This is a genomic window from Streptomyces sp. NPDC002206 (assembly GCF_053593595.1).
Window position 1 is genome coordinate 1 of record NZ_JBSFCW010000022.1, and the last position, 12644, is coordinate 12644.

Sequence of the window (12644 nt, forward strand, 5' to 3'; positions counted from 1 at the left end):
TTCCGCCGTGGTGAGGTCGTGGGACTCCGCTGGGAAAACCTCGACCTCGACAAGCGAGAGATCCGCGTCCGCACCCAACGCCAGCGTGTCCGTGGTGAGGCGTACGAAGACGATCCGAAGGGACGACGCAGGAAGCAGACACTCCCCCTGCCCGCGATCTGCCTCGCTCCCCTGCGCTGGCAAAGGATGCGGCAGACAGCCATGCGCAACGCTGCCGGTGACCAGTGGAAGGAAACCGGTTACGTCTTCACCACCCGCACCGGCCGGCCGATCGAGCCGCGCAACCTGTACCGCTCGTTCACCCGAGTCGCCGGGACCGCCGGGCTCCGCGTGATCCGGCTGCACGACGCCCGCCACGGCTGCGCAACCCTGCTGACCGCCGCCGGGGTCGCTCCCCGCGTCGTCATGGAGATCCTCGGACACAGCCAGATCGCCGTCACGATGAACATCTACGCCCACGTCGTCCAGGACACACAGCGCGAGGCCGTGAGCCACCTGGACCGCATGCTCAAGCGGCGTCCCGACCGTGAGTGACCGCACCCGTTGATGTCAAAACTGGATGTCAAAGGCCCCCAACCATGATCGGTTGGGGGCCTTTGTACTGGTGGGCGCGGACGGTTTCGAACCGCCGACATCTGCTTTGTAAGAGCAGCGCTCTACCCCTGAGCTACGCACCCGTGGATGAAGGAACAGCGTACATGGCGTATGGCCCATGCTCACAAACGGTTGACCGGGCCGGCGAAGAGCGGGGGATTCGGGGGATATCCCCACCCCGCATACGGTAGCCGTCCGGATTCTCCCCGGGCTGCCACGCTCCCTACGGTGGTCCCACACCGGTGGGAGAGGCCCCCCGGACCGGACGGGGGATCGATCATCGTGGCACTCCATACCCGCACTCGCACACTCGTCGCGTCCGTCGGCGCCGTAGTCGTCGCCCTGGGTCTGTCCGGTTGCGGAAGTGCGGATGTGGATGACGCACCGGTCGAGCACAAGTCGTTCGCGTTCGAGGGGAAGTCCCTGACGATCGACTCCGGCGATACAGCCGTGGAGCTCGTACCGGCCGATGTGGACAAGGTCGAGGTGACGCGTCGTGTCGACGGGTGGGTGGTGCTCGGGAACGGGCCCGACGCGCGTTGGACGATGCGGGACGGCAAGCTCACCCTCCGGGTGAAGTGCACGGCGGTCGTCAGCAACTGCGAGGCCCTGCATCAGGTGAAGGTGCCGCGTGGGGTCGCGGTGACGGTGGACGGTGACAACGGCAGGGTCGTCGCCTCCGGGTTCGACACTCCTCTCACCCTCCGCTCCGACAACGGGAAGGTGACCGTCCGTGACTCCAGTGCGCCGCTGAAGCTGGAGAGCGACAACGGGGACATCGTCACGGAGCGGATCTCCAGCACGTCCGTCTCCGCGCAGTCGGACAACGGGGAGGTCCGGCTCGGGTTCACGGCCGTGCCGGATCGGGTGGACACCGTCAGTGACAACGGTCGGGTGACCATCGAGCTTCCGAAGGGGTCGCAGGCGTACGCGGTGACCGCTGTCGCCGACAACGGGGACATCTCGGTGCGGGTGCCGCGCAGCGACAGCAGTCCGCATGTGGTGAAGGCCCACAGCGACAACGGGGAAATCACGGTTCGAAGCGCGAACTAACGGGCCCGTGTGTTCGTCCTTACCTGGTGGGAGAATGAACCGGGCAAGGCGATACGGCACGGGAGAGGGATGTGACGGCGACACACGCGCGGCCGCAGGCAAGAGCGGGTGGCAGAACCGCCGTCAGGGACGTCCTCGGATTGATGCTGCTGCCGGTGCCGTTGCTCGCCGCGGCGTTGCCGGCTGCCTTCGCCGGTGGTGGTACGCGGCGCTGGTTCGGCGGTCGCGGGGAGAGTCAGCGCGCCGATGCGCAGGCGGCGAAGGACGCGGCCGCGGAGGCCTTCTACGAGCTGGACACGGCTCAGCGCGATCTGCAGATCTCGATCGAGACGATCACCGCGGTGGACAGCTCGCCCGCCGCGCGGAAGGCCGTGGACGATTTCGCCGCGCTGGGGCGGCGGATCGACGAGGCCAGCCATACGTACATCACGGCGGTCGACGCCCACGACCTCGATCGCGACGATCTTGAGCCGGCGGTCGCGGCACGTGCCCGGACGGAGCTGACCGGCGCCAAGGACGAGCTCGTGCGGGTCAAGGGCGAGCTGGAACGGTTCGCGCAGGGACTCGGTCCGCTCCTGGGGAACGCCGAGACGCAGCTCGCCCGGCTCGCCCCCGCCGTCGAACGGGCGCGACAGGCGCTCCTCGGTGCGAGCAATGCTCTCGATGCAGCGCGCGTGTCCGGACTGCGGGCGGACGATCTCGCCGCACGCCTGGCGGCCCTCGCCCCCGAACTGACCAAGCTCAACCAGGGCGCCGGCCGGCACGGCGTACCGGAGACGCTGCAACGCGCCGATCACGTGCTGCGTGGCGCCGAGGCCGTGCGGGCCGAGGCGGCGCAGCTTCCCGAGCGCGCCGCCGAGATCGACCACCGGCTGGTGTCGCTGCGCACGCGCGCCCAGGCGCTGACGACACGCGCGGGCACGGTGGAACCGGTGCTGAGCGAGCTGCGGCGGCGGTTCACCGCTGCCTGCTGGCAGGACCTCCAGACCGTGCCCGAGCAGGCCGCGGTCAATGTGCGGCAGGCCGAGGAGAAGCTCAAGGAGGCCACCAAGGCGCGGGACGAGCAGCGCTGGGCCGATGCGACGTCGCGACTGGCCACCGTACGGGCCCTGCTGAACGCGACGGACGAGGCCGTGTCCGCAGCCGGTGACCGGCTGCGCCGCCTCGACGACGTTGCCAAGGACCCCCAGCACGAGATCCAGCGGACCAGGTTCGCCATCCGCGACGCCCAGCGACTGGCCATGGCGGGGCGCAACACACCCGAGCCACGCCACGCCCGGCCGCTGGACGATGCCGTGGCCCGGCTGGAGCACGCGATCGCCGGGCTGGAGGGTCGTCACCCCGACTACTGGCACTTCCTGACCGAGACCGAAGCCGTGCGGCAGACGGCGGCGCGGGTGGTCTCGGATATCCGTGAGGAGCGGGGCGCCGGCGGCTGAGCCGAGTTGTCGCGGCCGTGCGCGGGGCGGATCCTGGTGGTATCGCGAAGGAGGGCGCCATGGCCACCCATGCAGTGCATCCCCCGCGGCGACGTGCACAGAAGCCCGCACGGCGCAGCAGAGCCGCCCGGCTCGACGACCATCTCCCGGTCGATCACCGGCTCAACAGCGTCTACCGCATAGGGGCGGGGTTGATGGGGCTGGTGCTGCTGGCCTTCGGGATCCTGGGAGTCATCGACGAAATCGGCTTCTTCAACACGGGTGACGCCACTGTCGCGGGCCTGAACACGAACGGGGCGCTCAGCGTCCTCTCCATCTGCGTCGGCCTGCTCCTGTTCGTCGGGATGGTGATCGGCGGCAACTTCGCCTCGACGGTCAACATGGTCCTGGGCATCGCGTTCATCCTCAGTGGCTTCATCAATCTGGCGCTGCTCGACACCGACTTCAATTTCCTCGCTTTCCGCATGCAGAACGTCCTGTTCAGCTTTGTCGTCGGGCTGATGCTGATGATGTTCGGGATGTACGGAAGGGTCAGCGGTGGGCTCCCGCACGACAACCCGTACTGGCGCGCCCGCCATCCCGAGGAGGGCGCCGTGGCACAGCGCCACGGCCGGAGTTCGTCGATGCCGGTCGCCGGCCGGAGCCGTATGACGCGGTAGCCGTGGTGCCCACCGGTTAGCCTGGGGCCATGCCTCGTTACGAATACCGCTGCCGCTCCTGCGGAGACACGTTCGAACTCAGCCGTCCGATGGCCCAGTCGTCGGCCCCTGCCTCCTGCCCCGCCGGGCACGAGGACACGGTGAAGCTCCTCTCCACGGTCGCCGTGGGCGGGGCGTCGGCCAAGTCCGCGCCCGCCGCCCCGTCGGGCGGCGGCGGATGCTGCGGTGGAGGCTGCTGCGGCTGACCCGGCCGGGCGGGCGGCCGCTACCGCTTACGGGAGAGGGTCAGTCCGTCCGCCACGGTGAGCATCACGCTGTCCATCCGCGGATCCGCGGCCACATGCTCGTTGAACTCCTTGATGGCCGCCGCTCCACCGGTCGCCCGTGGGTCGGTCACACCGCCGTGGAACAGCACGTTGTCCGTGACGATCAGGCCGCCCCGGCGCATCCGGGGCACCAGCTCTTCCCAGTACGGGATGTAGTTGCCCTTGTCCGCGTCCAGATAGGCCAGATCGATGTGCGGCTCGGACGGCATCGCTCCCAGGGTGTCGAGAGCGGGGGCGATGCGCAGCTCGATCCGGTCGGCGACGCCCGCCTTCTCCCACGCCTCGCGGCCGTAGGCGGTCCACTCCTCCGAGATGTCGCAGGCGATCAGCCGTCCGTCGGCGGGCAGTGCCTGCGCCATCGCCAGGGCCGAGAATCCGGTGAACGTCCCGACCTCGACGATGTGCCGGGCACCCATCAGCCGTACGAGGAAGGCGAGCAGTGGGCCCTGCTCCTCGGCGGACTGCATCCCCGCCTGTTCGGGAAGGTGCGCGTACGTGGTCGCGACGAGTTCACGCTGTACCGCGTCGAGCGGCGGGTTGTGCGCCAGCATGTACGCGTACAGCTCGTCCGTGATCTTGGTTTCGTTTCCCTTGCTCATCGCGCACTCCCTCTGTGCCTGCCGGGCAGGCGGTCACCTGCCCGGCACGCTGGTCACCTGCCGGGCAGACCGGTCACGGCCTCAGGTACCACTGTTCCCTGCCGGAGGCCCTGCTGCGGGACGGAAGCCCGAAGGAAACGCCGGAGGATCTCCTCACCTGCCACCACACCGTTCTCCGTCAGTACGTCGATGTGCGGGGCGCTCCAGTCGGTGTCGGCGAGCTCGCCGTGGCCGGGGCGCCAGGCGTGGTCGGCGGCGAGAAGCAGATCGGCGTCGAGCAGCGAGTCACCGGCAGCGAGGGTGAGCGTGGCGCCGGCGCGGCGGGCGACTTCGTTCATCGCGGCGCTCTTGGTGAGCGGCTTGGGCACGGCGTAGATCTTGCGGCCCTGGAGCGACACGGTCCAGCCACGGGGTTCCGCCCACTCGGCCAGCTCCCTCACCCAGCCTGCGGGCAGCAGCGAGCGTTCGACGACGAGATAGGCGAAGAGGTCCTCGGCGACCCGTTCCTTGAGGAGCCAGGCAGGGTCCGCAGCGGCGACGAGGTGGGCGCGGACTTCGGCGAGCGAGGCGCATTCGTCGGCGAGCCGGCGGGCCACCTGTGTCTGCCAGCCGGGGTCGGACACCCCGTCGACCAGGAGGTGTCCCCCGTTGGCGCAGATGGCGAACTTCGGTGCGGGACCGGGGAGCCTGATGCGGTGGTACTGCTCACGGGTGCGGGTGGTCGTGGGCACGAAGACCGTGGTGCGGGCCAGCTCGTCGAGGAGTGCGGCGGCCGTCTCCGTGAGATAGGAGAGCGGCTTGTGGCCGTACACCTCGACGCAGAGCAGCCGGGGGGCTTCGGCGTCCGGCATGGAGAGCTGGAGCGCCGCTGTCGAATAGATGAGGGTGCGGTCCAGGTCGCTGGCGACCAGCGTCACGGGGCCGGCCCGAGCGATCGGGGCGGCCGTGGGGGCCGGGGCTGCCGTGGGCGTCGGGATGGTCACGGAGCCCGGGGTGGTCAGGGAGCTCGGGGTGGTCACTGTGACGCCACCGCCTTGCCGTCCGCGCCGGTCGCTCCCCGGGTGTACTTTGGGTGGATCAGTCCGACGCAGGTGTACGGGAGTTCGTCGACCTCTTCGACCGGCACTCCGCGCTGCTGGGCCAGCAGTCTGATGTGCTCGAGGTCGGGCCCGGCGCCGCGCTTGGCGAGGATCTTCCACGGGACGCGTCGCAGCAGTACGCGTGTGGTCTCGCCGACGCCCGGCTTGACCAGGTTCACATCGTGGATGCCGTACTCCTCGCTGATGCGCTCGACGGCCGCCCAGCCGTCCCAGGTCGGGGCGCGGTCCGCGGCGAGCAGCTCCTTGACCTCGGCGTCCACCGCGTCGACGACCTCGTCGAAGTGCTCGGCGACGGTGTCGAGGAAGTGGCCGGACGCATCGGCGTCCGCCAGCTCCCGGTAGAACTTCGCGCCGTGGAAGTCGTGCGGGCCGACCAGATCGGAACGGAGCACCGTGCGCGAGATCAGACCGGAGACGGTCGAGTTGAGGCAGGCGGACGGGATGAGGAAGTCCTCGCGGGTGCCATAGGTGCGGACGCAGCCGCCCGGGTCGGCCAGGACCGCGATCTCGGGATCGAAGCCCTCGAACTCGGCGAGCGCCGCCGACAGTTCACGGGTGATCGCCCCCTTGCCGGTCCAGCCGTCGACGAAGACTACGTCCGCCGGGTCGTGGTGGGCGGCCAGCCAGCGCAGGGCATTGGCGTCGATGCCCCGTCCGCGCACGATGGAGACGGCGTAGTGCGGCAGATCGAGTCCGTGCCGGTGCTGCGCCCAGCGGCGCATCAGCACACCGACCGGGGTTCCGGCCCGGGCGAGGGAGACGAGAACGGGACGGGGGCTGCGCTCGGCGAGAACCGTCTCGGTGACGGTGCCGACGGCCCGCGCGATGCGGGCGGCCGACAGGTCCAGGGCCGTCTTGAACAGGTCCTGGTACTCGGCGGACGGCTGGTATTCGACGGGCAGCGACTCGGCGTAGTGCGCGCCACCGCTCTGTATCGCTTCCTCCCGCTCCTCGGTGGGGGCCTCCAGCTCGGTGTCCGAGAGGTCCTGGAGCAGCCAACCGACGTCGTCCGGCTCGTAGGAGGAGAAAACGGGGCCGCGAAGGGGCTCGGGCAGCACGGGGGGTTCCTGCCGTTCGGGGGCGGGTGAGGGGACGTACGAGGGAACGACGGCCAGCAGGACGTGGGAGGTGTGCGCGGCGAGCTCCGCCAGCAGGCCGCCGGGGGCGTGCAGCTCCGGAGTGTCGGCAGCGGAGTCGACGACCACCACCACCGCGTCGAAACCGGTACCCGCGACGTTGTAGGCGAAGCGGTCGCCGGGGCCGTCGGCCGGGTTGTCATGGGCCGGGAAGACCAGACGGCTGCGTATCGCGTAGCCGGGGTCGTCGACGGCGAGAACGGGGGAACGCGTGGTGGTCGAGTACCGCACCTCGGCGTCGGTGTGGTCCTCCAGGGCCGTGCCGAGCCGGAGCGGTGCGTACATCAACTCCTCGAAGCCGAGGACCAGTACGCGGCGGGCGTCGCCGTCCAGGGCGTCGGCGATGCGGGCGGCCATGGCGGGAAGGGCCGATTCCAGGGTCGCGCGATGTGCGGGGGTGAAGCCGTGCCGGCCGCCGTCGGGCACCCCGGCCGGCCACTCCAGCTCCACTCGGGTGCAGAAGGTGTCGGCCTCTCGCCCCGGTACCGACGATCCGGCCCCGGCTGCAGCAGCCGCGCCGCCGTCGTCGCTTGCCTCGGCGGCCCGCTCATGGGCGGCGACCAGCGCCTGTCCCTTCTCCAGGACCCCGTCCGGGAGGCGGACCGTGCCCGTTCCCCTCGCCACCAGGTCGACGCGTGCGCCGATCTCCGCGGCGAACTCGGTCAGGCGTCCGCGGTCGGCCGGCGACCGCATGTCCACCAGGGCCACGATCACGTACCGGTCGCGCGGGTACAGCTCGTGCAGCGCGCGGATCGTGTTGAGCACGGTGTTGCCCGTGGAGAACTCGTCGTCCACCAGCACGAGCGGCTCTCCCGCCCGCCCGCTCCCACCGCCGGTCCCGAGCAGCGTCGGGTCCTCCGGCAGCAGCAGATGCGAGGTCGCGTGCGAGTGCGACTCCTCGAAGCCGCCCGCCCGGGCCACGCCCTCGACCGGGCGGCGCGTCGAGTGGAGATACGGCGCCACGCCCAGCCCGTCGGCGACCGCGTGGCCGAGACCGGTGGCCGTCTCCGCGTACCCGAGGACCACCGACCGGCGGGACAGCGCTTCCCCGAGGAGCTCGCGCACCCGCAGGCCGAGTTCGAAGCCCGCCCCGTACACCACGGACGGCCTCTGCGGCACGTGCTTGCCCAGCACATTGGAGACGAGCAGATGGGCCCGCTTGGGGTTGCGGCGCAGAGCGAGGCCCAACAGCTCCCGGAGCTCCCCGTCGCCTCCGGGCACCCCGTTGCCGACGAGCTCGACGCCCAGTCGCTCCGCCACCCAGCTACCCGACCACACCACGTTCGCCGTCTCTTTCCTTGATGCGCGCTCGCTCATCGAGACGCGCTCATTCCGCGAGGCCCGCGGCCAGCAGATCCACGAACCCGACGTCTTCCTTCGCCACGCCGAAGACCTCGGCCCGCAGCAGGGTGCGCTCGGCCCAGGCCCGGTGGGGCTTCACTTCGTTCATCTTGTTCGTGTACGCGGAGCGCATGACTCCACCGCCTCCCCGCTCCGGCCGCAGGATGTCCTGTGCATCACTGAACTCCTCGTGGCTGACCACGGACAGTGCGTGGACGGGCGCGACGTGCGTCGGGTGGATGCAGGTCTTGCCGAGCAGCCCGTTGGCCCGGTCGAGCTCGATCTCCCGCAGCAGCCCGTCCAGGTCGTGCTCGATCAGCTCCGTGCGCAGCTCCTCGGCCCGGCCCTCCAGGAAGGGGCTGCGGCGCAGCTGCGGCTTGAACATGCGCTCCTGGAGCCGGAAGTACTCCCACACCGGGCCGGTGATGGTGAAGCCGGTGCCGTCCGCCCGGCCCAGCACATTGACCACGTCGGCGATGACCGCGGCGACGAGCTGCACGTCGTACGCCGTCGTGTCGGGCGCCCTGCGCAGTCCGTACGCCGAGCAGAAGTCGGTGACCCCGAGCCGCAGTGCGAGCACCCGGTCCCGGTACCTGTCAACGGTACGGGCGATTCCCTGCAGCGTCGCGCTGCGGGACTCCAGATGCAGCAGCTCCGGGGATTCGAGGACGGGCATCGCGAAAAGCCGCTGGCTCCTGGCCGTCTCGGCCTTGGTGAGTGCCTCCATAAACGGCACACCACGCTCTTCCGTGAACTTCGGAAGTACAAAACCGGACAACAATCGGGCGGAGCTGCCGAGCCGGTTCACCAGGTCCGTTATCTGCTCCGGCTCACGGACCCGGATGAAGAGCAGCGGCACCTCGACGCCGCGCGCCGCGAGGTCGGCGAACTGCCTGACCAGGTTCTCCTCGGCCTCCGCCACCTCGGAGTCGTCGATCGAATCCTCAAGGCACAGCACCATCGAGACGACACCGCGCCCGGCCTGTTTGATGATGTCGTCCGCCAGCCGCGGCCGGGTGGCCGGGGAGTAAAGGGTGGCGCCCAGGGCAGCCGAAAGCATGCCGGCGGGCGAGTCCGCATCGAATTCGGCCGGCTCCTGGTGGAACAGGCCCTTCCGCGCAGCGGGCGAGATGTGCCCGAAATGACGCATGTGATTCCCCCGAACTGCCTGACCGGCCGGACAACGTATGGCCGGTAATAGTACGTACGGACTGGTGTCGACAGTTCCCTGCGCGCATGAATTTCGGGTAACTCGTCCATTTCCCGACGGTTCCACAGGCCGCGGAGGGCGTGGTTCCGACGCACTGCCGAGACATGGGTTGCGACCCCCGCGTTGTCTGCGCGGGCTGCCAGCAGGCAGGATGACCGCCATGACGCACGCGATGCTGAAGGGCTCGAACGTCCCCCTCGATGCCACGGCCGTACGGGCCGTGCTGCGCTGGACCCCGGGCGCAGGGGTCCCCGATGTGGACGCTTCGGCCCTGCTTCTCGGCACCGGTGGCCGTGTGCGCTCCGACGAGGACTTCGTCTTCTACAACCAGCCCAGGCACCCCTCGGGCCTGGTACGACGGCTGCCGAAGCGCAGTGTCGCCGAGGGGCTGACCGACACCATCGAGGCCGACCTGGGCGCGCTCGACCCCTCCGTCGAGCAGGTGGTCATCGCCGCGTCCTCGGACGGCGCGGCCTTCCAGCAGGTCCGCGATCTGCGCATCCTGCTGTACGACGCGGGCTCGGCGGGCGGGGATCCGCTCGCCGTGTTCGATGTGCGGCCGGAGACCGGTGAGGAGACCGCGATCATCTGCGGTGAGCTCTACCGGCGCGGCGATGGCTGGAAATTCAGGGCGGTCGGCCAGGGCTACCCGACGGGTCTGGTGGGTCTCGCGACCGCGTTCGGCATCTCGGTCGACGAGGCGGAGGCCGCGGCAGAGCCCGATGCGTTCGCATCGTCCAGCCCTTCGCCCGCCTCGGCGCCGGTCACCGGGCCGGCTGCCGCACCGCCCGCCCCTGTGTTTCCCCCCGCCCCGGCGCCCGGCCCCGACCCGCAGGCCACGGTCCAGCACCAGCAGCCCGCGTACGGCTACCCGCAGCCGACAGCGGTTGCAGCGCCCGTCCCGGCTCCCCAGCCGGCCTATGGCTACCCGCAGCCGGCCTCCGTACAGCCCGCGTACGGCTATCCGCAGCCCGCGGCGGCTGCGCAGCCCGCCCCGGACCCGAATTTCGTCCTGCCGCCGCAGGGCCCGCAGTTCGTCCGGTCCTGACCGGCCCGGCGCCGCGGGCCGGAGCCGGGTCCGAGGACCGGCAATCGGTCTCAGCCGGTACTCGGGGCCGGTACTCGGGTCTCAGGCCCGGGAGTCGAGGACAGCCGGCCTCAGGCCCGTGACTTGTAGCCTCGGCCCCACTGCATCCCCCAGCCGTACAGCCGGTCCAGCTCCGACTGGAAGCCGTAGACGAATTTCACCTCGCGCCGCACGATCAGCTCGTCCTTGACGTTCTCGACGGTGAACACGGCGCACGAGCGGGCCTGCGGGGCCCTCTCGTCGAGCTCGATCTCGATCCGCGGCCCGTTGCCCGGGTAGAGCGTCACCTTGGCGTGCGTACGGTCGAAGGCCGGCGTCTGGTCGTAGATGTAGACGAAGAACAGCAGCCGCTTGATCTGGTCCCGCTGATCGAGGTTGACGTACACGGTCTCCCCCGACGGCGCCCCGAAGCGGTCGTCCCCGCTGAGCCTGATGTACGGCGGCCCGTTCAGGTCGCCGATCAGGTTGCCCAGCGGCTGCACGACGCCCTTGGTGCCGTCCTTCAGCTCGTACATGCAGCCCAGGTCCAGGTCGACGTTGACCACGCCCTGGGTGTGCGCCTGGACCACATCGGGCTGGAAGAGCTTGAACGGCCGCAGCAGCCGGCCGCTCTGCCGCGATCGGCCCTCGATGTCGGACGTACGCATCCGCCAGGAGAGATTGACCCGGAGGTTGCCGGTCAGCGCGCCCTGTTTGGTCAGCGAGACCGTGGCGTGCCGCTTGGAGAGCACGATGGAATTGGTCGCCGCGTTGCCCGACTCGAACTGCGCTTCGCGCCTCGGCCACAGGCCGTCCCAGAACGCCATCCCCAACCCCCACACGTCTCGGTACTGCCCGGCCCCGTGCGCATCACTGCGGGGCGGCCCCCGGGCCGGCTCCGGGTGTCCCCGGGGAACCGTCGCCGTACGGACCGCCCCGCTGAGAGCGTTCCTCAATCCCTACCGGGTCACACCCCGGACGGGACTTCCGCCTTGGAGCCCGAGTTGGCGTCGCCGCCTCCGGCCTCCAGCGCCTTGTTGCGCCGGACCGAGGACCAGAAGGACCAGGCGATCAGCACCACGCCGACGAGGCCGGTGATGATCTCGTTGATCTGGTACTGGATGGTGACGAGCAGGATGACGGACAGCGCACCGATGGCGTAGTGCGCGCCGTGCTCCAGGTAGACGTAGTCGTCGAGGGTGCCCTGACGGACCAGGTAGACCGTGAGCGACCGGACGTACATGGCGCCGATACCAAGGCCGAGGGCCATCAGCACGATGTTGTTGGTGATGGCGAAGGCGCCGATGACACCGTCGAACGAGAAGGACGCGTCGAGGACCTCGAGGTAGAGGAACATGAAGAACGCGGCCTTGCCGGAGAGGACCACCGCGGAGAGCTTCTTGCCGCTCTTCCTGGCCTCTTCCTCGGCCTCGTGCTCGCGCTCCTCCTCTTCCTCGAGCTTGTTCTCGAAGTAGCCGGAGAGGCCGCCGACGATGAGGTACGTGATCAGACCCGCGACACCCGCGAGCAGAACGGTCTCCGCCTTGTCCGCGTGACCGCCGCCGTGCTGGTGCGCCTGGGTCGCGAAAGTAATGGCCGAGATCAGCAGCACGACGAGCGCGATGCAGACCGACAGCATGTCGACCTTGCCGAGCTTGGCGAGCGGACGCTCGATCCAGCGCAGCCACTGGATGTCACGCTCCTCGAAGATGAAGTCGAGGAAGATCATCAGCAGGAACATGCCACCGAAAGAGGCGATCGCCGGGTGGGCGTCCGTGACCAGTTCCTGATAGCGGTCGGGCTGGTTGAACGAGAGATCGACCGCCTCGATGGGACCCAACTTGGCGGTGATGGCCACGATCACGACAGGGAAGACCAGCCGCATACCGAAGACCGCGATGAGGATGCCGACGGTGAGGAAGATCTTCTGCCAGAAGGCACTCATCTTCTTCAGGATTCCGGCGTTGACTACCGCATTGTCGAAGGACAGCGAGATCTCCAGGACGGAAAGGATCGCGACCACCCCGAGGGCCTCCCACCCCCCGTAGAACACCGCTGCGACCAGGCCGAGCGCGGTAATCGCGAACGACCAGCCGAAGGTTTTCAGAAGCACTGGCTACC

At 69.6% G+C, this 12644-nt stretch carries 12 protein-coding genes and 1 tRNA gene; 6 read left to right on the top strand and 7 right to left on the bottom strand.

Annotated elements, in window-relative coordinates; genetic code table 11:
• Nucleotides 1-534, top strand: a 534-nt coding sequence (locus ACWCP8_RS29300; RefSeq protein ID WP_451119093.1) for a tyrosine-type recombinase/integrase, incomplete at its 5' end; no start/stop codon positions are given.
• Nucleotides 535-602: 68 nt separating this feature from the next.
• Here the strand turns inward: ACWCP8_RS29300 and ACWCP8_RS29305 are convergent.
• Nucleotides 603-677, bottom strand: a tRNA-Val gene (locus ACWCP8_RS29305).
• A 199-nt stretch (nucleotides 678-876) separates the two neighbouring features.
• Between ACWCP8_RS29305 and ACWCP8_RS29310 the strand changes: the two genes are divergently transcribed.
• From ACWCP8_RS29310 to ACWCP8_RS29325, 4 genes are all read left to right on the top strand, one after another.
• Entirely contained in the window at nucleotides 877-1647 is a 771-nt protein-coding gene (locus ACWCP8_RS29310) for a DUF4097 family beta strand repeat-containing protein (protein ID WP_352261895.1), read from the top strand.
• A 71-nt stretch (nucleotides 1648-1718) separates the two neighbouring features.
• Entirely contained in the window at nucleotides 1719-3086 is a 1368-nt protein-coding gene (locus tag ACWCP8_RS29315; RefSeq protein ID WP_451119096.1) for a hypothetical protein, read from the top strand.
• A 59-nt stretch (nucleotides 3087-3145) separates the two neighbouring features.
• Entirely contained in the window at nucleotides 3146-3745 is a 600-nt protein-coding gene (locus ACWCP8_RS29320; RefSeq protein ID WP_352261898.1) for a DUF4383 domain-containing protein, read from the top strand.
• A gap of 29 nt (nucleotides 3746-3774) precedes the next feature.
• Nucleotides 3775-3990, top strand: coding sequence for an FmdB family zinc ribbon protein (locus ACWCP8_RS29325; RefSeq protein ID WP_382840798.1), 216 nt, complete (start codon nucleotides 3775-3777; stop codon nucleotides 3988-3990).
• Nucleotides 3991-4010: 20 nt separating this feature from the next.
• Here ACWCP8_RS29325 and ACWCP8_RS29330 read toward each other — a convergent pair whose 3' ends face one another.
• From ACWCP8_RS29330 to ACWCP8_RS29345, 4 genes are read right to left on the bottom strand one after another with little or no spacing between them, the layout of a single operon-like run.
• Complete coding sequence (locus ACWCP8_RS29330) at nucleotides 4011-4670, bottom strand: O-methyltransferase (protein ID WP_352261902.1); 660 nt, start codon at nucleotides 4668-4670, stop codon at nucleotides 4011-4013.
• A 53-nt stretch (nucleotides 4671-4723) separates the two neighbouring features.
• Nucleotides 4724-5689 (bottom strand): HAD family hydrolase, encoded by a 966-nt coding sequence (locus ACWCP8_RS29335; RefSeq protein WP_352261904.1) that lies wholly within the window; start codon nucleotides 5687-5689, stop codon nucleotides 4724-4726.
• On the bottom strand, nucleotides 5686-8223 hold the full coding sequence (locus ACWCP8_RS29340; RefSeq protein WP_451119098.1) for a phosphoribosyltransferase: 2538 nt from the start codon (nucleotides 8221-8223) through the stop codon (nucleotides 5686-5688). Before ACWCP8_RS29340 ends, ACWCP8_RS29335 begins: the two co-directional genes overlap by 4 nt.
• Before the next feature lie 10 nt (nucleotides 8224-8233).
• Nucleotides 8234-9397 carry an HpcH/HpaI aldolase/citrate lyase family protein gene (locus ACWCP8_RS29345; protein ID WP_352261907.1) on the bottom strand — a complete coding sequence of 388 codons (1164 nt, stop codon included), beginning with the start codon at nucleotides 9395-9397 and terminating at the stop codon, nucleotides 8234-8236.
• A gap of 220 nt (nucleotides 9398-9617) precedes the next feature.
• Here ACWCP8_RS29345 and ACWCP8_RS29350 point away from each other — a divergent pair, with 220 nt between their 5' ends.
• Nucleotides 9618-10505: a TerD family protein gene (locus ACWCP8_RS29350; RefSeq protein ID WP_352261909.1), complete on the top strand. Its 888-nt coding sequence runs from the start codon at nucleotides 9618-9620 to the stop codon at nucleotides 10503-10505.
• Between the two features lie 110 nt (nucleotides 10506-10615).
• Here ACWCP8_RS29350 and ACWCP8_RS29355 read toward each other — a convergent pair whose 3' ends face one another.
• Both ACWCP8_RS29355 and ACWCP8_RS29360 read right to left on the bottom strand, forming a co-directional pair.
• Nucleotides 10616-11350, bottom strand: a complete 735-nt coding sequence (locus tag ACWCP8_RS29355) for a TerD family protein (protein ID WP_030925925.1) — start codon at nucleotides 11348-11350, stop codon at nucleotides 10616-10618.
• A 140-nt stretch (nucleotides 11351-11490) separates the two neighbouring features.
• Nucleotides 11491-12636 carry a DUF475 domain-containing protein gene (locus ACWCP8_RS29360; protein WP_352261911.1) on the bottom strand — a complete coding sequence of 382 codons (1146 nt, stop codon included), beginning with the start codon at nucleotides 12634-12636 and terminating at the stop codon, nucleotides 11491-11493.
• Between the last annotated feature and the right edge of the window lie 8 nt (nucleotides 12637-12644).

Bases quoted from the DNA above. Each gene is read 5' to 3' on its own strand.
- ACWCP8_RS29320 (WP_352261898.1), top strand. From the start codon at position 3,146: ATGGCCACCCATGCAGTGCATCCCCCGCGGCGACGTGCACAGAAGCCC.
- ACWCP8_RS29325 (WP_382840798.1), top strand. From the start codon at position 3,775: ATGCCTCGTTACGAATACCGCTGCCGCTCCTGCGGAGACACGTTCGAA.
- ACWCP8_RS29330 (WP_352261902.1), bottom strand. From the start codon at position 4,670: ATGAGCAAGGGAAACGAAACCAAGATCACGGACGAGCTGTACGCGTAC.
- ACWCP8_RS29340 (WP_451119098.1), bottom strand. From the start codon at position 8,223: ATGAGCGAGCGCGCATCAAGGAAAGAGACGGCGAACGTGGTGTGGTCG.
- ACWCP8_RS29345 (WP_352261907.1), bottom strand. From the start codon at position 9,397: ATGCGTCATTTCGGGCACATCTCGCCCGCTGCGCGGAAGGGCCTGTTC.
- ACWCP8_RS29350 (WP_352261909.1), top strand. From the start codon at position 9,618: ATGACGCACGCGATGCTGAAGGGCTCGAACGTCCCCCTCGATGCCACG.
- ACWCP8_RS29355 (WP_030925925.1), bottom strand. From the start codon at position 11,350: ATGGCGTTCTGGGACGGCCTGTGGCCGAGGCGCGAAGCGCAGTTCGAG.